Source organism: Geodermatophilus sp. SYSU D00708, assembly GCF_054050115.1.
This window is the reverse complement of sequence record NZ_JBJGYS010000017.1, coordinates 88,129-106,781: the sequence shown is the minus strand read 5'-3', so window position 1 is coordinate 106,781 and position 18,653 is coordinate 88,129. Positions and strand designations below refer to the sequence as shown.

General features: G+C 75.8%; 16 protein-coding genes and 1 pseudogene. 8 read left to right on the top strand and 9 right to left on the bottom strand.

The features are described 5' to 3' along the window. Positions 1-19 precede the first annotated feature (19 nt). Both ACI79D_RS15735 and ACI79D_RS15730 read right to left on the bottom strand, forming a co-directional pair. A pseudogene (locus tag ACI79D_RS15735) lies at positions 20-319 on the bottom strand (HNH endonuclease); the annotation flags it as partial. Positions 320-941: 622 nt separating this feature from the next. Next, entirely contained in the window at positions 942-1,859 is a 918-nt protein-coding gene (locus ACI79D_RS15730) for a helix-turn-helix domain-containing protein (protein WP_456919374.1), read from the bottom strand. On the opposite strand from ACI79D_RS15730, the gene malQ reads away from it, so the two are divergent. The 5 genes from malQ (at position 1,840) to ACI79D_RS15705 (ending at position 5,753) form a co-directional block, all read left to right on the top strand. After that, positions 1,840-3,789, top strand: a complete 1,950-nt coding sequence (malQ, locus tag ACI79D_RS15725; RefSeq protein WP_456919373.1) for a 4-alpha-glucanotransferase — start codon at positions 1,840-1,842, stop codon at positions 3,787-3,789. The genes ACI79D_RS15730 and malQ overlap by 20 nt on opposite strands. Before the next feature lie 85 nt (positions 3,790-3,874). Continuing rightward, the gene (locus ACI79D_RS15720) at positions 3,875-4,171 is read left to right on the top strand and encodes a hypothetical protein (protein WP_456919372.1); all 297 of its coding nucleotides are present in this window, start codon (positions 3,875-3,877) and stop codon (positions 4,169-4,171) included. Positions 4,172-4,244: 73 nt separating this feature from the next. Then, complete coding sequence (locus tag ACI79D_RS15715) at positions 4,245-4,445, top strand: hypothetical protein (protein WP_456919371.1); 201 nt, start codon at positions 4,245-4,247, stop codon at positions 4,443-4,445. Between the two features lie 28 nt (positions 4,446-4,473). Beyond that, positions 4,474-4,932, top strand: a complete 459-nt coding sequence (locus tag ACI79D_RS15710) for a hypothetical protein (protein WP_456919370.1) — start codon at positions 4,474-4,476, stop codon at positions 4,930-4,932. Next, positions 4,920-5,753, top strand: coding sequence for a DUF998 domain-containing protein (locus ACI79D_RS15705; protein WP_456919369.1), 834 nt, complete (start codon positions 4,920-4,922; stop codon positions 5,751-5,753). The genes ACI79D_RS15710 and ACI79D_RS15705 overlap by 13 nt, the downstream gene beginning before the upstream one ends. Positions 5,754-5,769: 16 nt before the next feature. Here ACI79D_RS15705 and ACI79D_RS15700 read toward each other — a convergent pair whose 3' ends face one another. Further along, the gene (locus ACI79D_RS15700) at positions 5,770-6,774 is read right to left on the bottom strand and encodes an Acg family FMN-binding oxidoreductase (RefSeq protein WP_456919368.1); all 1,005 of its coding nucleotides are present in this window, start codon (positions 6,772-6,774) and stop codon (positions 5,770-5,772) included. A gap of 110 nt (positions 6,775-6,884) precedes the next feature. Between ACI79D_RS15700 and ACI79D_RS15695 the strand changes: the two genes are divergently transcribed. Continuing rightward, entirely contained in the window at positions 6,885-7,766 is an 882-nt protein-coding gene (locus tag ACI79D_RS15695; RefSeq protein WP_456919367.1) for a universal stress protein, read from the top strand. 291 nt (positions 7,767-8,057) lie between these two features. Beyond that, positions 8,058-10,109, top strand: a complete 2,052-nt coding sequence (locus ACI79D_RS15690) for a hypothetical protein (RefSeq protein ID WP_456919366.1) — start codon at positions 8,058-8,060, stop codon at positions 10,107-10,109. Positions 10,110-10,161: 52 nt separating this feature from the next. On the opposite strand, the gene ACI79D_RS15685 is transcribed toward ACI79D_RS15690, so the two are convergent. From ACI79D_RS15685 to ACI79D_RS15675, 3 genes are all read right to left on the bottom strand, one after another. Continuing rightward, a complete protein-coding gene (locus tag ACI79D_RS15685; protein ID WP_456919365.1) occupies positions 10,162-10,842 on the bottom strand; it encodes an amidohydrolase family protein in 681 nt (226 codons plus the stop codon). A gap of 564 nt (positions 10,843-11,406) precedes the next feature. Further along, positions 11,407-12,324, bottom strand: a complete 918-nt coding sequence (locus ACI79D_RS15680) for a DMT family transporter (RefSeq protein ID WP_456919364.1) — start codon at positions 12,322-12,324, stop codon at positions 11,407-11,409. Between the two features lie 96 nt (positions 12,325-12,420). Then, entirely contained in the window at positions 12,421-13,167 is a 747-nt protein-coding gene (locus tag ACI79D_RS15675; protein WP_456919363.1) for an SDR family oxidoreductase, read from the bottom strand. A gap of 85 nt (positions 13,168-13,252) precedes the next feature. Here ACI79D_RS15675 and ACI79D_RS15670 point away from each other — a divergent pair, with 85 nt between their 5' ends. Further along, positions 13,253-14,890 carry a helix-turn-helix domain-containing protein gene (locus tag ACI79D_RS15670; protein ID WP_456919361.1) on the top strand — a complete coding sequence of 546 codons (1,638 nt, stop codon included), beginning with the start codon at positions 13,253-13,255 and terminating at the stop codon, positions 14,888-14,890. A 79-nt stretch (positions 14,891-14,969) separates the two neighbouring features. On the opposite strand, the gene ACI79D_RS15665 is transcribed toward ACI79D_RS15670, so the two are convergent. The 3 genes from ACI79D_RS15665 to ACI79D_RS15655 all read right to left on the bottom strand — a co-directional run bounded on the left by ACI79D_RS15665 (position 14,970) and on the right by ACI79D_RS15655 (position 18,422). Then, complete coding sequence (locus ACI79D_RS15665) at positions 14,970-15,728, bottom strand: SDR family NAD(P)-dependent oxidoreductase (protein WP_456919360.1); 759 nt, start codon at positions 15,726-15,728, stop codon at positions 14,970-14,972. Between the two features lie 80 nt (positions 15,729-15,808). Beyond that, the gene (locus tag ACI79D_RS15660) at positions 15,809-16,546 is read right to left on the bottom strand and encodes a DUF5995 family protein (protein WP_456919359.1); all 738 of its coding nucleotides are present in this window, start codon (positions 16,544-16,546) and stop codon (positions 15,809-15,811) included. Between the two features lie 19 nt (positions 16,547-16,565). Beyond that, positions 16,566-18,422, bottom strand: a complete 1,857-nt coding sequence (locus ACI79D_RS15655; protein WP_456919358.1) for a PucR family transcriptional regulator — start codon at positions 18,420-18,422, stop codon at positions 16,566-16,568. Positions 18,423-18,653: the final 231 nt, after the last annotated feature.

Genomic DNA, 18,653 nt, shown 5'->3' with positions numbered 1-18,653 from the left:
CCCACGGGCGCAGCACCAGGTCGGCCAGCGCGCCCACCCGCAGCATCCCGAGTGGCCGGTCCTCACCGGCGGACTTGGCCGCCCGCGCCAGGCCGTCGACCGCGGCCCGGCAGGCGGCGGCCAGCTCGTGGGGCATCGTGGCCACCAGCTCGGACATGCCGTCCCCGACCGGGCGCACCACCACGTTCGCCCCCCGCTCGGCATCCTTCCGGCGGCGGTCGGCCGCGGCCGCGTCCCGCGCGGTCAGCTCGGCCTGCACGAGAGCCCTCAGCCGGCGGATCGACAGCTCCCCGGCCCGGGGCAGCACCGCGGCCTCCACGGCCGCCAGGATCGCCGGATCGGTGGCCCGCGCCTTCCACCCCAGCTCGGCGGCGATCGCCCGGGCCCGCGGCCAGCGCCGCCCGCGTGCCCGGCAGCGTTCCGCTCAACGCCGTGGCCTGGTCGATCAGCGCGCTGGCCGCCGCGCGGGAGGTGTTGAGCACCAGCGCCAGCTCGTCGGCGAAGAACTCCGACACCCCCGCCGGCTGCCCCGGGCCGCCCCGCTCACCCGCCGCGGCACCGGGCCGGCCGGGCTTGCGATCGAACGTGTCCGGCCGGTCGGCGGCCAGCCCGGCGACCAGATCGAGCTCGTAGGCGGCCAGCATCGCCTTGAGCTGCTGCAGCCGCTGCAACTCGGCCGCCTTCTCCTCCGCCGTCCGCGCGTGCACCGGCAACGCGTCGGACAACTGCACCGGCACCGGATCCACCGGCACGCCGGCCGGCAGCTCGAGCGGGGCCACCGTCAGCCCCACCCCGAACCCGCTGCCACCGAACATGGCCTCAACCCAGGCCGGGGGTACGACACCTTCCGGCCCCTCACCAGCGAAGATGTCCGATCGGAGTTCGGAAGTCCGTCAGCGCCCCGAACCGTCAGGCACTGGGTGCGACACCGCGACACCGCGTCAGTGGCCCGCGCGCAGGGCGCCGATCCACCACTCCACCGCCGGCACGGACGGCTCGAACGGCGGCCACCCGTTGAGAACGCCGAGCAGCTGCCAGTAGCGCTCGACCCGGGCGTCGGTGAAGGTCGCCAGCCGGTCGGCCAGCTCGCAGCGCCGGCCCGGGCTGTCCGGCCGCCCGTCGGCCAGCAGTTCGGTGACCAGCGCCTCGGCCTCCGGCGTCCCGGCCACGACGCCGGCGGCCAGCGCGTCCCGGCCGAGCGCCACCAGGCGCCCCGCGTCCACCACCGACGCGTCGGGGTCCTCCGGGGTGGCGGCGGCGCCGGCCAGCGCCATCTCCCGCACCCGGTCGGCGAAGGCCGGCTCGGCCACCAGGCGCGCGAGCTCCAGCCACGCGCCGATCTGCTCGGGGGTCGGCTCCTCGGGCAGCTCGGCCGGCAACGTCCGCATGCCCGCGGCGATGCCGGCGCCCGGGGCGTCCTCGGGGACGCCGGCGAAGGCCCGCGCCACGAAGTCGTCGATCAGCTGCTGCCGCTCGCGCGCGGACAGCGTCGCCAGGTCGTGCACGAGCCCCATCTCCTCCGTCGTCGTCGCGCCCGCGGCGAGCACCCGCAGCAGGGTCCGGCGCAGCCGCAGCAGCCGGATCTCGGCGTCCAGCGCGCGCACGTGCTCGGCCGCCACCTCGGCGACCGTGCGCCGCCGGGCCAGCAGCTCGCGGATCGCCGGCAGGCCCAGGCCCAGCTCCCGGAGCGTGCGGACCAGGTCCAGCCGCGCCACCGCGGCGGCGTCGTACAGGCGGTAGCCCGCGGCCGAGCGCACCGGTGGGTCGACCAGCCCCTCGTCGGACCAGAAGCGCACCGTCCGCACCGGGACGCCGATCCGGTCGGCCAGGCGGCCGATCGTGAGCACGTCGTCGTCCATCCCGCCACTCTGGACCCTCCAGCCGCTGGAGGGTCCAGACGGAGAGCGGCACCACTCACCCCCTGCCGTGTGGGCGGCGGGTGCGCTGGGGAGTATCGGAGGCGTGACGCGCACGCCGACGGACGAGTGGGGCATCGACGCCAGCTGGCTGGACGCCCTCGACGAGGAACACCAGGTCGACCAGGCCACCATCGAGCGACTGCGGGAGGTGATCGGCACGCCGCCGGCCGACCTGGAGGACCGCGCCCCGATCGTGGCCCGCCCCGGCGACGCGCTGGAGGTGGACGAGGCCGAGGTGACGCTCGAGGACGGCACCACCCGGCACGTCGACGGCGAACTACCCGACGACTTCCCGCTGGGCTACCACTGGCTCCAGGCGCCCGGCGGGCACCGCCGGCGGCTGATCGTCTCCCCGGGCCGCTGCTGGCTGCCCGACGACCGCGCCTGGGGCTGGGCCGTGCAGCTCTACGCCACACGCAGCCGGCGCAGCTGGGGCATCGGCGACCTCGCCGACCTGCGCGCCGTCCGGGAGATGGCCGCCGCCCAGGGGGCCGGGTTCGTCCTCATCAACCCGCTGCACGCCGTCGCCCCCACGCCGCAGCAGGAGGCCAGCCCCTACCTGCCGGCCACCCGCCGCTTCCGCAACCCGGTGTACCTGCGGGTCGACGAGGTGCCCGGCGCCGGGGACGCCGCGGACGACGCCGGCCGCGACCTGGGCGAGGCCGAGCTCATCGACCGGGACGCGATCTGGGCCCGCAAGCGCGAGGTGCTGCGCCGGGTGTTCGACGCCGCCGGCCGCGACGACCCCGCCTTCCCCGACTGGTGGTGGCACCAGGGGCAGAAGCTGCAGGACTGGGCCACCTGGTGCGCCCTGGCCGACGCGCACGGTCCCGACTGGCACGCCTGGCCCGAGGAGCTGCGCGACCCCCGCAGCGACGCCGTCGCCCGCTTCGTCGCCGACCACGAGCGGGACGTCGCCTTCCACGCTTGGCTGCAGTGGTGCCTGCACCTGCAGCTGGAGCGCGCGACCGAGGGCATGACCGTCATCCAGGACCTCCCGATCGGCGTCGCCGGCGGCGGGGCCGACGCCTGGACCTGGCAGGACGTCCTCGCCGACGGCGCCTCCGTGGGGGCGCCGCCGGACGCCTTCAACGCCCAGGGGCAGGACTGGGGCTCGCCGCCGCTCATCCCGTGGCAACTGCGCGCGGCCGACTACGAGCCGTTCATCGAGTCGATCCGGGCCACGATGGCCGGCGCCGGCGGCCTGCGCATCGACCACGTCATGGGCCTGTTCCGGCTGTGGTGGGTGCCCCAGGGCGAGAGCCCCGCGGACGGCGCCTACGTGCGCTACCCGGCCGAGGACCTGCTCGACATCGTCGCGCTGGAGAGCACCCGGGCGCAGGCGGTCGTCGTCGGCGAGGACCTCGGCACCGTCGAGGACGGCGTCCGCGAGGCGCTGGCCGAGCACGGGATCCTCAGCTACCGGCTGCTGTGGTTCGAGGAGGACGAGCCCGCGCAGTGGCCGGAGACGGCGATGGCCGCGGTCACCACCCACGACCTGCCCACCGTGGCGGGGCTGTGGACGGGGGCGGACGTCGAGGAGCAGCGTGAGTACGGCACCGGCACCGACGAGGAGCTCGAGCAGGGCCGCCGCTCGCTGCTGGAGAAGCTCGACGGCGTCCGGTCGAACGCCAAGCCGGAGACGGCGGTGAAGCGGGCGCACGAGCGGCTGGCGACGGCACCGTCCCTGCTGTTGTCGGCCACGCTGGACGACGCGGTCGCCGAGCGGCGCCGGCCCAACATGCCCGGCACCACCGACCGGCCCAACTGGTCCCTGCCGCTGCCGGTGGCCGTCGAGGAGCTGCCCGACCACCCGCTGCTGCAGGCCGTGGCCCAGACCCTCGGCGACGCGGTCCGGAAGAGCTCCTAGCCGCGACGGGCGCTCCGCGGACGACGCGCGGGGCGCCCGTCGCCTCCTGTCGAACAAGCGTTCGACCTCGTGCGACACTTCCCGCGTGGCTGGCGGCATGCACCCCGGGCGGTCGGGCCGCTCCCTCGGGGAGCGGGCGGCCTCGTCCGGGGTGACGCCGTCCGAGCCGGTCCGCCCGGCGGGTCGCCACGGCGAGGGCCGGGGGCGGCACTGCTGGGTGCACGACCCGCCCGGAGCGCCCGGGGTGTGGCCCGGGCTGCTCGTCGAGTGGCGGCAGGGCGAGGGCGGCTGGCAGGGCCGGGTGACGTACGCGGTGGCCGGTCCGCACGGTCCGCTGCTCGTCGAGGGCTGGGTGCCGGCGGCGCTGCTGGAGCAACGCTGATCACGGTTGGCGCTCCGGCACCCTGGCTATGGCCCTCCGTGACGAGACGTCCCCGACGAAGCGGAGAACTGTCATGAGCGAGCCCGACCGCCCCAACCTCGACGACGTCATGGACACGACGGAGTCCGCGCCCCGCGACCGTGCACAGCACGCCGGGGGCTACGACCGGCCCAACGACGACGCCCTCCAGCACCGCACCGAGCAGGAGCGGCAGCTGGTCGACTCCGACGACGCCGACCCCGCCGGCGCGGAGCAGCACTCCGCGACGGATTGAGGAAGGCCAGGCGCCGCCCCCCGGAGCGATGACGAGCCGCCTCGCGCCGGGGGACGTCGCCTGCTGGGTGCTCAAGTCGACCCGGCCGCCCGACGTCATCGACCCCGGCTGGCCCGTCGGCGGCGCCCGGGAGCTCACCCGCTGCGTGCGCCGCTCCTACCGACTGGACCTCATGGCGCCGGGCGGGCCCTGCCTGCTGTGGGTCAGCGGCCGCACCGCACCCGGCGTGCACGCGCTCGGCGAGCTGGCCGCGGAGCCCGAGGAGCGCGACGGCGGCCCGGTGGTCGCCGTCCGGCTGGTGCGGCTGGCCACGCCCGTGCCGCGGGCCGACCTGCTCGCCGACCCGGCGGCGGCCGACGCCGAGGTGCTGCGGATGCCCGCCGGCAGCAACCCCTCCTGGCTCTCGCCCGGCCAGTTCGCCGCCGTCCTGGCCCACCTGCCGGGCGGCGAACGCGCCCAGACGGAGCTGGGACCATGGCCTCCGTGACTCCCTCCCGGTACCGCTGGGGCGCGACCGCCTGGCTGCTGACCCTCCAGTTCTTCGTCGTCGAGACCGTCGTGCAACTGCAGGCCGCCGGCTACTCCCGCGCCGACGACCTGATCAGCGACCTCGGGACGGCGGTCTCCCCCGGTCACCTGCTGATGAACGCCTCGTTCGTGGTCCAGGCGGCGCTCATCGGGGCCGGGGTGTGGCTGCTGCGCCCGGCGCTGACCGGGACCGGGGCCGTGGTGGCCACGGTCCTGCTCGGAGCGGCCGCCGTCGGCGTGCTGCTGGTGGGCCTGTTCCCCCTCGACGGCCAGACGACGCTGCACGGGGTCGGCGCGTGGCTCCACCTGGTCGGCGGCGGGATCGGGCTCATCGCCCTGGCCTACGCCGTCCGGCCGCGGTCGGAGGCACTGGGCACCACGCTGGCCCTGCTCGGCCTGGTCGGCACCGCGATGACGGTCTTCTTCGTCGCCGGGATCACCGGCTACCTCGGCGAGGGGGGCACCGAGCGCGCCGCCGCCTACGTGCTGCCCATCGGGCTCGCGCTCGCCGGCGCGGGCCTGTGGCGGCTGCGCGACCGCCCGGAGCGCCGGCCGGGCGCCACCGCGCCGTCGCGGCGGGAGCTGCGCGAGCAGGAACGGGCCGCCCGCGCCGAGCGGTCCCGTGAGCGCGACGCCGCGCTGGAGGCCGCGGCCTCGCGGACCGAGCGGCCGAGCACCGAGCAGCCGCGGACCGAGCAGACCCGCACGATGGCCCCCGCCGACCCGGACGACGACTTCGACCCCGACGACCCCTGGGCCTCCCCCGGCCGCCGCGACTGAAGCGGCCCCCGCCGCCTCAGCCGGCGAAGGAGAGCACGTCCGCCACCGGCCGGCGGCCCGAGTGCGCCGTCCCCTCCGTCGACGGGTAGCCCATGCGCAGCAGCATCTGCGGATAGCCCACCAGCGACAGCCGGCTGCGCATCCGGGTCCGGGTCGACGGCCAGTCCAGCGCCTGGGTGAGCGGCGAGGCGGCCAGCCCCTCGGCGGTCGCCCGCAGCAGCAGCCGGCCCAGCGCCTGCCCGGACAGCAGCCACGCCGCCCGGTCGTCGCTGTCGGTGCCCAGCAGGACGACGGTGGGCCGCTCCACCGCCGGCGGAGGCGCGTCGGCCGCCCCCTCGGGCAGGAACGCGGAGTGGGCGCCCCGGCTACCGACGACGAAGTCGCGGATCAGCCAGTTCGACGGCCGGGTCGCCGGGTCCTCGCTCAGGACGGCGTCGACCGGGACGCCGTCCACCGCGGACGGGTCGGTGCGCAGCCAGCGCTCGAGCTCGGCGACGTACTCGGGGTCGCGCTGCTCCATCTCCTCGGCCCGCGAGATGAGGAAGACGGTCGCGACCTCCTCCTCCGACTCGGTGATCGGCTTGACCCACACGCCGTGCCGGCCCGCGTCGGTCTGCAGCCGGTCGACCAGGTCGGCCGGGACCGCCCGCGGCAGGAACGGTGCCCGCTCGGTGTGCCGCCGGTCGATCGCCTCGACCAGCGGCCGGTCCTCCGGCGCGCTCTCCCGGGCAGCGCCCGCGCGCACGGTGGCCAGGTGGTCGGGATCGGCCGGCTCGGGCAGCAGGTCGACGTCGGCCTCGACGCCGGCGGCGCGCAGGGCCACCGCGGCGAACTCGACCGCCACGCCGCAGCTGATCACCTGCTGCCGCCCGGTCGGGTCGAGCACGGGCAGCGCGCGCTCCCGGTCCAGGTGCACCTCCAGCCGGTCCTCGGCCGCGGTGAAGCGCCAGGGCTGGGTGTTGTGGATCGACGGCGCCCGGATCGCGGCCGCCACCACCGTCGTCCAGCCCTGTTCGTCCATCACTGCACCTCCGTGCGGGTCGGCCGGTCGCCGCGTCCTGCCTACCCCATCGCCCGCCGGGCCCGCACGTGACCTGCACGACGGGCCCTCCGGTCGGGGAAGATGTGGCCATGAGCGCCCCAGAACCCGGACGGTCCCTGCGCGTGCTGGTCGGCTACGACGGCTCTCCGAGCTCGGTCAACGCCATCGAGGCGGCGGCCTGCCTGCTGCCGTCGGCCACGGCATCGGTCCTGCACTTGTGGGAGCCCCCGTTCACCTCCCCCGAGCTGCGGCAGCGGCTGGCCGGCCGCGCCGGGAACCTGCAGGCCCTCGGCGACCTGCTCGAGACGGAGGGCCGCGCCGAGGCCGAGCGGCTGGCCCGCAACGGCGTCTCGCTGGCCCGCGCCGCGGGCTGGGAGGCCGAGCCCCTGGTGAAGCGCACGTTCGGCGGTGACGGCTACCAGTTCGCGCGGACGGCGGAGGAGCAGGAGGCCGACCTGGTGGTCGTGGGGTCCCGCGGCCTCGGCCGCATCCGGGCCGCGCTCGGCAGCTTCTCCGAGCTGGTGGTGCAGGTCAGCCCGGTGCCGGTGCTCGTGGTCCCCTACCCGCTGACCACGGCCGAGTGGTCCGCGGCCGCCTCCGGCCCCGTCGTGGTCGGCACCGACGGCTCGGCCGGCGCGAAGCAGGCGATCGCCGCCGCCGAGCGCCTGTTCCCCGGCCGCCGGCGGCTGCTCGTGGCGGTGGCCGAGCCCGGCGAGGGCCCCGGCCCGGACGCCCCCGACGGCGCCGAGCTGCTCACCGTGCCCTGCGCCGGCCGGCCCGGCAGCGCCCGCGCCACCGCCTCGACGCTGGCCGAGACCGCGGTGCACCGCGGCGCGGGCCTCATCGTCGTCGGCACCCGGGGGCAGTCGGCCAGCAAGGAGATGCTGGTCGGCGGCGTCGCGCGGACCCTCCTGCACGGCGCCCACCGGCCGGTGCTGATCGTCCCCACCTCGCTGCCCGCGGAGGGCTGACACCGCGCCGCCGGCCGCCCGAGCTGGGCGGCCGGCGGGAACCGTGCGCCGGCTGCGCCCCCGCTTTGGGGGATGGTGCTCCCCCACGCGGTGTCTGCCTGGACGTTCCGGCGTCACGCAGAGTCAGCGGATCGCTCACCCACTACAGAGGGGTGGCGCGTTCCGACGACCACGGAGAGCCGGATGACACGAGGACGACCCCAGCAGGGTCGTCGCGGGGGCGGAGCCAGCACGGGCACCGACGCCGCGACGGCCGGGACGACGAGCAGGCGCAGGGCAGGACGCCGCGGCGTGGTGGCGGTGACGGCGCTCGGCGTCGTCGCCGGCGGCACGACCATGGCGATCGCCGAGGTGACCACGCCCAACACCACGAGCCTGGCCGCGGTCGGGCCGACCAGCGGGGTGCACGGCTTCCCCGTCTGGTACGAGGACGACAAGGAGCTGCGGCTCGAGCAGTGCCTCGACGTGGCCGAGGCCCTGTGCGACCCGGCCTTCCTCGTCGACGAGGGCCTGGACCCGAACGCGCCGCTGCACATCGGCGACGCGGCCGCCGAGAGCAACTTCCCCGGCGAGTCGTTCTACTACCAGGCGCTCAACGTCTACGACCTGTCCAACGGCGGGTCGGTCGACTTCACCTCCGCCCTCGAGGCGACCTTCGCCAACGAGGCCGCCGTGGATGGCGACCAGGTCGTGTTCGGCCGGATCCGCATCCGGGTGGACGGGCTGACCCCGGGCGAGACCTACACGGTCACGCACCCGTACGGGGTCGACACGTTCGAGGCGGACGCCGAGGGGGAGATCAACTTCACCGAGGACAAGACGCCGGCACCCGGCAACTTCGGCCTGGCCCTCGGCTCCCGGGTGGCGCCGTTCCTCGTGGACGCCGACGGCCTGCACGAGACGGCGACCGGCACCTACATCGGCGACCCGGCCGAGGAGACCGCGGTCACCGGTTCGGCGTTCGGCACGAACCACGTGTCGGTGACCGGGCCGGGCCTGGCCGCCGGGGGTGAGCGCAACGACCTGTTCACCCTGCTGGGCAAGGTCTCGACCAACTCCGGCATCGAGGGCGTGGCGGCCTACCGGATCGACGCCGCCGAGGGCCAGGACTACGTCGACGTCTACGCCACGGCGGGCGAGAACGACTCGGTCCAGGTCTCCGGCGGCAGCGTCCCGCTGACCACCCTGGCCGGCACCGGGACCACCTACTACGCCCGGATCCCGGTCGCGGCGGACACGTTCCCGGAGAGCGTGACCGTCGTGAACGCCAGCGACCAGCCCGCGGCGGAGAAGGTCGTGCCGGTCACCGACAACGTCGTCGTCACCGGTGCGACCTACCTGGACGGCACGCTGACGGTGACCGCGCAGTCCAGCGACAGCAGCACCACCCTCGCCGGCTCCGTCGGCGGGACCGCGCTGTCGTTCACCGGCGGGACCGCCACGTTGACCGGGCTGGCCGCTCCCCCGGCGACGATCACGGTGACCTCGTCGGCCGGCGGCACGGACACCGCGCCGATCCTGGTCCAGGGAGCGACCGCCGGGACGCTCGTGCCGCAGACGGCGGTCGTCGCCGGCGTCTCGTCGGCCGCGCAGGGTCAGACGGTCACGCTGGACGGCGGCTCCTCGACCAACGCGACCGCCTTCTCGTGGACCCAGACCGCCGGCACGCCGGTGATCGACGGTCCGACGGCCGGCCCGACGCTCACCTTCACGACGCCGGCGGCCGCCGGGGCGCTGACCTTCGAGCTGAGCACCACCGGCCCGGAGGGCACGAAGACCGCCACGCACACGGTGGAGGTCCTCGACGCGGCGGTGGAGCCGACCGTGGACGCCGTCGCCTCGACCGAGACGCCGGAGGTCGGCGCCCAGGTCACGCTCACCGCCACGGCCACCAACGCGGCGAGTTACGCCTGGGCCCAGGACTCCGGCCCGACGATCGGCGGGCTGGACCTGTCCGGGCCGTCGCTCACCTTCGCGGCGCCCAACGCGCCGGTGGTGTTCACCGTGACCGTGACCTCGCCCAGCGGAACCACGGTGCGCGACACGGTGACGGTGACGCCGAACACCGACGTCCTCCGGATGACCGCCGCGGAGCTGCGCACCGGGAAGAACGAGTGGCGGGTGGCGGGCACCTCGACGGTCACCGCGCTCAACACCGTCTCGGTCTACCTCCAGCGGGCCGACGGCTCGAAGGGCGCGCTGGTCGGCAGCGTGACGGTCGACGCGACGGGTGCCTGGGACATCCGCAACCGGGGCCTGGCCCCCGGCGGCGCGACCCGGCTCCTCGTCGAGTCGACCAAGGGCGGACTGCTCACGGGGGTGACGTTCACGTCCCGCCGGTGAGCTGACCGGGAAGGGCCCTCCCGCCCGCCAGGCGGGAGGGCCCTCGCCCGCGTCAGCCGCCGGCCAGCACGGCCCCGGCCCGCACGACGACCCGCGGCGGGGCGTGCCGGGCGAGCAGGTCGACGGTCCGCGTGGCCTCGTGGACCAGCAGGTCGGCGGGTCCGTCCACCCGCAGACCGGCGCCGGGCAGCCCCAGCACCCGGGCGGCCGACGTCGTCACCAGGTCGACGAGCACCTCGAGCTGGGGAGCCGACCGCATGTCGAGCAGGTGGGCGGCGAGGAAGGCGACCTCGAGCAGGTTGTGCCGGCCGAACGGGTAGTAGGCGTCCTCGATGTCGTCCTGCCCCAGCGCCACCGGGACGCCGGCCGCGAGCGCCCGCTCCACGGGCAGGGCCACCGACCCGGTGTGCGGATCGCTCACCAGGCCCAGTCCGGCCCGGCGGGCCAGGGCGAGCACGCCGGCCAGCCGGTCCTCGGCGTAGTGCCCCAGCGCTCGCGCGTGACAGGCGACGCCGCGCCCGGCCAGGCCGTACCGCAGCATCGTCTCAGCCAGCATCGCCGTGGTCGCGAACCGCGGGTCCGGCGCGTCGTCGGTCAGCATCGCCACCCGGCGTCCCTGACGGGCGGCCAGTCCGCAGGCCCACTCCACGTGCGCCTGCTGGTCGGCCTCGGTCGCCTCGATCCACGGGATGCCGCCGACGACGTCGGCGCCCAGCGCCAGGGCCTGCTCCACCAGCGCGGCCGCCCCCGGGTCGCGCGCAGCACGCCGTCCTGGGGGAACGCCACCACCGAGACGTCCACCCGACCGCGGAACTCCTCGCGCGCGGCCAGCACCGCCTGCACCCCGGCCAGCCCCGCGGCGGTGTCGACGTCGGCGAACGCCTGCACGTGCAGGACGCCGTGGGCCAGCCCGTCCGCGAGCGCCTGCCGCACCGCCGGCAGCAGCCCCTCGACCGTGTAGTGCCGCTTGACCGCGCTGGCCAGGTCGATCGCGGCCGCCGAGGAGGCCATGCCGTCGTCGGTGTAGGCCCGCAGCGCCGCGTCCCCGACCAGCGGCAGGGTGTGCACCTTGTCCAGGTGCAGGTGCGCATCGACGAACGGCTCGGTGACCAGGCCGCCGTCGGCGGGCACGACGTGCGCGCCCGGCGGCACGGGCAGCTCGCCGGCCGGCGGCAGGGCGGTCACCCGCCCGTCGGCGCAGTGGACGTCGACGACGTCGCCGCCGCGCAGCCGGGCCTCAGTGACGACCAGCGGGGTCATGACCGGCAGCCTGGCAGCCGCGGCCCCCGGGCGGAGGTCACGACGGGGTGCCGGCCTCCTGCGGGACGGGGACCGGCCGGCGGACCCGGGCGCGACGGCGCGACAGCGCGACCCCGGCCAGGCACACCGCGCCGCCGACGACGGCCAACGCGGGCGGCACCTCGTCGAGCAGCAGCCAGCCCAGCGCGATCACCAGGGGCGGCACCAGGTACGTGGTGACCCCCAGCGTGCCGGCGTCCATCCGGGCCAGGGCGTACGCCCACGTGCTGAACGCCAGGGCCGTGGGCACCGCGCCCAGGTAGACCATCCCGGCGATCGACCCGGCCGGCGCGGCGGCCAGTTCGCCGGCCAGCGCCCCGGCCCACGGCAGGCAGCACAGCGCGCCGATGGCGCAGGCGACGAGCGTGACCTGCAGCGGCGGCAGCCGGCGCAGCACCGGCTTCTGCGCCACCACGCCGGCCGCGTAGGTCAGCGCGGCCACCAGGCAGAACACCACGCCCAGCACGTCGGCGTCGGCGCCGCGGGTGGCCAGCCCGATGAGCAGCACGCCGGCGAAGGCGACGGCGATGCCGGCCAGCAGCGGGCGCGGGAAGCCCTCCCCCAGCAGCAGACCGGCGAGGACGGCGATGAGGATCGGTCCGATGTTGACCAGCATCGCCGTCGTCCCGGCGTCCAGGTGCTGCTCGGCGGCGTTGAGCGCCAGGTTGTAGACCCCGAACCAGCCGACCCCGCACACCACCAGCAGCCCCCACTCCCGCCCGGTGGGCCGCACCCAGCCGCGGCCGGAGACCGCCCAGAGGAGCGTCAGCACCGCCGTCCCGACCGCGAGCCGGCCCAGCGCGAGGGCACCCGGGGAGAGGTCGGCGCCCACCCCGCGGATCGCGACGAACGCCGACGCCCAGGCCAGCAGGGTGACCGCGACGGCGGCGAGGACGGGGGCGCGGGAACTCTCCACGTCTGGCGACCCTAGGGCCGGGTACCGACGTCGCTCCGGCGGCTTCCGGACGTCGTCCTCCCCGTTGCGGATCCCGGCCGGATCGCCGCGCTCTCCTCAGGACTGCAGGTGCTCCCCGTAGGTGCGCCGGCCGCGGTCGCCGCGGGTGGGCAGCGCCGCGCCGTCCCGGAAGGCGCTGGACAGCCGCCCGGGGACCGGCGTGGCCACCACGTGCGCGCCGGGCTCGCGGGCGGCCGCCCAGGTCCGGGCCATCTCCGCGGCGGTCAGCTCCTCCGGCCCGCCGTACTCGACGACGTCCCCGGCCGGCGCCCCGGCAGCGACCGCCGCGGCGTACTCGGCGGCCTCGCCGACGTCGACCGGCTGGGCCCGCCAGCCCATGGGGACCGGCAGCACCGGCCCGCGCCGGGCGGTGGCCAGCAGTTCGTCGACGAAGGTGTGGAACTGGGTGATCCGCAGCAGCGTGACCGGGAGACCGGAGGCGAGCAGCACCTGCTCGGCGGCGAACTTGGCGTGGTAGTAGCCGTACGGGACGCGGTCGACACCGACGATGGAGACGTACACCAGGTGGCGCAGCCGCTCCCGGTCGACGGCCTGGACCAGGCGGCGGGTGCCGGCGACGTCGGTCTGCCAGAAGTCCCCCCGTGCGTCGCTGGCGGCGTGCACCACGACCTCCGCGCCGGCCAGCGCCGCCGGCAGGTCGCGGCCGGTGGCCAGGTCACCGCGCACCCCGCCGGGCCCGGTGCCGCGGCGCGACATCTGCCGCACCCGGTGCCCGGCGCCCTGCATCCGCTCGACGACCCGCCGGCCGAGCTGACCGGTTCCTCCCGTCACGAGAACGTCCATGCCCCGCAGTCTGGCCGGACCGGTTCGTCCCGCGCACGCGGCGCGCCTGCGCCCGCCCGTATCTCACATGCGAGATACTGCTGCCATGACCGCTCTCGACCCGGCTCCCCCCGACACCGCGAGCACCCCGGAGTCCCCCGCGCACGAGGCCAGCGCCGAGTCCCCCGCGCACGAGGCCAGCGCCGACACCCCGGCGCACGAGTCCAGCGCCATGCAGCGCATCGGGCTCCTCGTCCGCGACGCCCGCCGCCATCACGGTCTCACCCAGCAGCAGCTCGCCGAGCGCCTGGGCACCAGCCAGAGCGCCATCGCCCGCATCGAGCAGGGCGGCCAGAACCTCACCCTCGACCTCCTCGGCCGGCTGTCCGGCGCCCTGGACCGCGAGCTTTTCAGCGTGGGGCCGGCCGGCCCCACGCACCTGCGGGTCACCGGCGGCGCCCCCCTGCGCGGACGGGTGGCGGTGAAGTCCTCCAAGAACGCCGCGGTGGCCCTGCTGTGCGCCGCGCTGCTCAACCGGGGCCGGACGACGCTGCGCAACGTCGCCCGCATCGTCGAGGTCGAGCGCATCCTCGACGTGCTGCGCTCCATCGGCGTCTCGGCCACCTGGGACGGCGCCGGCCGCGACCTGACCCTGCAGGTCCCCGACGAGCTGGACCTGGCCGGCATCGACGCCGACGCCGCCCGCCGCACCCGCAGCATCATCATGTTCCTGGGCCCGCTGCTGCACCGCGCCCCGCGCTTCGACCTGCCCTACGCCGGCGGCTGCGACCTCGGCACCCGCACCGTGCAGCCGCACATGATCGCGCTGCGCCCGTTCGGCCTGGAGGTGGAGGCCCGCGCCGGCGAGTACCACGCGACGGTCACCGCGCCGGCCACCGCGGACCGGACCATCGTGCTCACCGAACGCGGCGACACCGTCACCGAGAACGCGCTGCTGGCCGCCGCCCGCACCGACGGCACGACGACCATCCGCAACGCCAGCTCCAACTACATGGTCCAGGACCTCTGCCTGTACCTGCAGCTGCTCGGCGTCGGCATCGAGGGCCTGGGCAGCACCACCCTCGTCGTCCGCGGGAAGCCGGTGCTCGACGCCGACGTCGACTACACGATCAGCGAAGACCCGGTCGAGGCGATGAGCCTGCTCACCGCCGGCATCGTCACCTGCTCGGAGCTCACCGTCGAGCGCGCCCCGATCGAGTTCCTGGAGATCGAGCTCGCCGTCCTCGCCGAGATGGGCCTGCGCTACTCCCTGTCCCCGGAGTACCTCGCCGACAACGGGCACACCCGGCTGGCCGACGTCACGATCCAGCCCTCGGAGCTCAGGGCCCCGATCGACAAGATTCACCCGATGCCGTTCCCGGGGCTCAACATCGACAACCTGCCGTTCTTCGCCGTCATCGCGGCGGCGGCGAGCGGGTCGACGCTGATCCACGACTGGGTCTACGACAACCGCGCGATCCACCTCTCCGACCTGACCCGGCTCGGCGCCGACGTCCGGCTGCTCGACCCGCACCGGGTGCTGGTCAGCGGCCCGACCCGGTGGTCGAGCGCCGAGGTGGTCTGCCCGCCCGCACTGCGGCCGGCGGTCTGCATCCTCCTGGCGATGCTCGCGGCCAAGGGGACGTCGGTGCTGCGCAACGTCGACATCATCGCCCGCGGCTACGAGCAGCTCTACGAGCGGCTGGTGGAGATGGGCGCCCGCATCGAGGTCTTCCGCGACTGAGAAAGGACCCCGGTGCCCCCCACGCCTCGCGAGCTCGGCGCGGGCCCCTGCACCGGGGCCACACCCGTGTGGACGTCTCCTATCGCTCCTGATCCGTAGGGCGGACCAGCACCTCGTTGACGGCGACGTGCGGCGGCTGGGTGACGACGTAGACGATCGCCCGGGCGACGTCGTCGGCCTGCAGGGTGCGCATGCTCGCGGCCATCTGCCGGGAGGCCTCGAGCGCCTCGGGCTGGGTGATGTGGCTGGACAGCTCGGTGGCCACCGCGCCCGGCTCGACGAGCGAGATCCGCACGCCGCGGGCGGTGACCTCCTGGCGCAGCGACTCGCTGAACGCGTTCACCGCCCACTTGCTGGCGTTGTAGACCCCGGCGCCCTTGCGGGCGGTCCGGCCCGCGACGCTGGAGATGTTCACGACGTCGCCGGAGCCCTGCTCGAGCATCCCGTCGATCACCGCGTGGGTCATGTAGAGGACGCCCATCACGTTGGTCTGCACCATCCGGCGCCAGTCCTCGGGGTCCGCGCCGACGATGGTGCCGAGCAGCATCACGCCGGCGTTGTTCACCAGGACGTCGAGCCCGCCGAGCTCCTCCCGGGTCCTGCGGACGGCGTCGGCGCAGGAGGCCTCGTCGGTGACGTCGAGGTCGAGCGGGAGCACCCGGGCGCCGGCGTCGCGCAGCTTGCCCGCCAGCGCGTCGAGCCGGTCGCGGCGCCGCGCGCCGATCGCCACCGCGGCGCCGGCCTCGGCCAGGGCGACGGCGGTGGCCTCCCCGATGCCGGACGACGCGCCGGTGACCAGCGCGACCCTGCCCTCGAGCGGACGGGTGACCTCGGTCATGCGTGCTCTCCCTCCCGGGCCGCGCCGCGCGGACCCGCGCCCCAGCCTCGCCGATCCGGCCCGGCCCGGCGCGCGGAGGGTCAGGTGAGACGGACGCCGAACCCGCGGACCGCCAGCCGCAGCAGCACCGGCCCGGGCCGCAGCAGGTCGCTGACGCGCGCCGCGGCCGCCTGCTCCAGCTCGCCTACCAGTCGGGTGTAGTCGTCCGGCCCGCGGCGCCGGGCACGGTCCAGGCGCACGGCGTTGGCCCACACCTTGCGCCGCGACTCGCGCAGGAACACCTGGCTGGCGGTGCGGTTGGCCGGGGAGAGCACCCGGTCGAGGCGGGTGCGGCGGCCGCCGGCCCGGTGCAGCTCGGCGTCCTCCGCGGCCACCCGGGCGGACAGCACCCGGTCGATCCGCTCGTGGTCGCGGCGGCGCCGGGCGAGCACCGCGGGGTCGTCGAAGTGGGCCACCGGGATGACCCGGACCAGCGACTGCGGCAGGTCGAAGTTGATGTGCGCGTTCATGCCCAGCAGCACGTGGGCCTCCGGCGGCAGCGCCGGCCGGGCCCCGAGGGCCAGCCGCCACGGCCGGGGCGGCGCGGCCGGGTCGCGGCGGTGGGCGGCGAGCGCGTCGAGGTAGAGACCGGCGAAGTCGACGTCCCACTCCTCGACCCAGGACGGGTCCTCGAACTCGCCGCCGCGGATGGCCGCGGCGACCGCCTCCGTCGTCCGCAGGTAGACGCCGTGGAAGAAGCGGGCCGGGTCGCCGTCGGCCTCCAGGGGCGCCTGGAGGCCGGTCATGTGCCCGATCAGCGCGGCGACGCCCGTGTCCACGCCGCTGACCATGGCGGGCTCAGATGAGTGCGTCCAGACCCTCGTCCGGCGGGAGGCTCAGCGCGGCGTCCACCGGCGGCCGGTGCGGCTGGTCCAGGCCCCGCATGCGGGCCGCGTGCAGGGCCAGCAGCAGGTTCAGCCGCAGCGTCGGGTCGGTGGTGAAGGGGCCGAGCAGCCGCTCCAGCTTCCCGATCCGGTACCGCATGGTGTTGTAGTGGAAGTGCAGCCGCCGGGCCGACTCCGCCACGTTGAGGTTGGTCTCCAGCAGCACCCGCAGCGTCTCGCGCAGGTCGGCGGAGTCCGGGTCGGCGGCGTCGGCCAGCGACCCCAGCACCTCGTCGACGTAGTTGCGCAGCTCGGTGCTGTCCGGGATCAGCGACAGCAGCCGGAAGACGCCCAGCTGGTCGAAGTGGGTCACCGCCTGCGCACCGTGGATCTCCTGCCCCACGCTCAGCGCCCGGGACGCCTGCTGGTGCGCCTCCCCGAGCGCCGACAGCGAGCCCGCCGTCCGGCCGATGCCGGTGCCGAGCACCCGGCCGACGCGGCGCACCCGGGCGTTGACCCGCGAGGTCACCGCCGACACCAGGGCGGTGATCTCCTCCGGCGTGCGCCCGTCCAGCGGGAGCACGGTGACGATCTCGGTGGACAGCCCGGCGACCGCCGCACCGGAGACCTCGGACTCCAGCGCCGAGCGCCAGCCGTCGGCCAGCCGGTCGAGGACGTCGAGGGCGCGGGTCGGGTCGGCCTGCGGGTCGGCGGCGGTCTCGGTCGCGGTCACCAGGACGACGACCGGCCCGTCCAGCCGCCACCCGAAGGACCGGGTCTGCGCCAGCGCCCGCTCGGTGTGCCGCAGCGACCCGGCGACCAGCCGGCGGACCAGGTCGCCCTGGAAGCGCAGCTCGACGGAGTGCACGGCCTGCTGCCGGATGACCGACAGCGCCGAGACCACCGCCGCGCGCTCGAGCACGCCGCCGGCGCCGACCATCATCGGCCCGGACCGGTGGACGGCGACCAGCCAGCCGTGCCGCTGGTCGCCGGCCATGATCGGCGCGACCGCGTACTCCCCCACCCCGCCGGGCAGCTCGTGGTGCCCGGGCACCAGCAGGATGCCGTCGGCCGGGGAGAGGTCGGCGTCGGCGAGCACGTCGGCGGGGGTCACCACGGTCTGGTCGGCGCGCAGCCCCGACAGCCGGCGCGAGGGCGCCATGAGCGCCAGCTCGTCCTCGGCCTCGGCGTCCAGCAGCCACAGCCAGTCGCTGATCTCGGCGACGTCCTCGGCCGGGCCGGCGGTGGTGACGATCTCGCGGTCGGGCCCCAGGCCCAGGACGGCGGCGCCGTCGAGCGCGTGCGCGAGCTGCTCGGTCACCTCGGCCAGCCCGCCCCCGCTGAGCGCGACGTCGATGAACTGGTCGTGCATGCGGTAGGAGAGCGCCAGCGCCTCGCTCTGCTTGCCGACGACCGCGCCGAGCACCTCGGAGACCAGCTCCTCGGTGCGGGCCCCGGCGGCCAGCGCGAGCACCGGGAAGGACCTCCGGTCGGCCTCGGCGAGCACCTCGTCAGGCACCGGCCCGGGGCCCTCGCCGCGGCGGAAGGCCAGGGCCGTGGTGCCCATGGAGTCCAGCCGCTCGACGAGCGCGCGGTAGTTGGCCGCGTCGGCCGGGGGCAGCCGTGCCCCGAGGACGACGAGGACGTCGGGGCCGGCCACGGCCAGCGGGTCGGCCGGGTCGTCGACGACCATGTGGCGGAGCACCCGGTCGAGCCCGCGGGCGCCGGCGACGACCTCGGTGCCCTCGAGCGCGGGCAGCTGCAGCGCCTCCTCGAGGGTCAGGCCCATGCGCTCCAGCCAGCTGGGCCGCTCCGGTCGGTTCTCGGTCACCGGCGCCTCCGTTGCCGACAGGTGGCGACGAATCGGAGTCGCACCATCACTCTTCGTTCGGGCGGGCGGCGTGGCCTCACTGTGGGTCACGGCATCCACTGTCCCAGTCGCCCTTCCCTCTGGCCATACCACGGCATCCTGTCAGGAGTGCCTGGACCAACGACCCCATTCTTGGCGACTTCCGCCATACAGGGGCATGCGACGCGCCGCTTAGGTTCGACTCCCGGATCC

Coding starts and splice junctions, on each gene's coding strand:
- ACI79D_RS15730 (WP_456919374.1), bottom strand. CDS start 1,859: ATGGACGACGACGTGCTCACGATCGGCCGCCTGGCCGACCGGATCGGC.
- ACI79D_RS15715 (WP_456919371.1), top strand. CDS start 4,245: ATGAGCGAGCCCGACCGCCCCAACCTCGACGACGTCATGGACACGACG.
- ACI79D_RS15710 (WP_456919370.1), top strand. CDS start 4,474: ATGACGAGCCGCCTCGCGCCGGGGGACGTCGCCTGCTGGGTGCTCAAG.
- ACI79D_RS15705 (WP_456919369.1), top strand. CDS start 4,920: ATGGCCTCCGTGACTCCCTCCCGGTACCGCTGGGGCGCGACCGCCTGG.
- ACI79D_RS15700 (WP_456919368.1), bottom strand. CDS start 6,774: ATGGACGAACAGGGCTGGACGACGGTGGTGGCGGCCGCGATCCGGGCG.
- ACI79D_RS15695 (WP_456919367.1), top strand. CDS start 6,885: ATGAGCGCCCCAGAACCCGGACGGTCCCTGCGCGTGCTGGTCGGCTAC.
- ACI79D_RS15675 (WP_456919363.1), bottom strand. CDS start 13,167: ATGGACGTTCTCGTGACGGGAGGAACCGGTCAGCTCGGCCGGCGGGTC.
- ACI79D_RS15670 (WP_456919361.1), top strand. CDS start 13,253: ATGACCGCTCTCGACCCGGCTCCCCCCGACACCGCGAGCACCCCGGAG.
- ACI79D_RS15665 (WP_456919360.1), bottom strand. CDS start 15,728: ATGACCGAGGTCACCCGTCCGCTCGAGGGCAGGGTCGCGCTGGTCACC.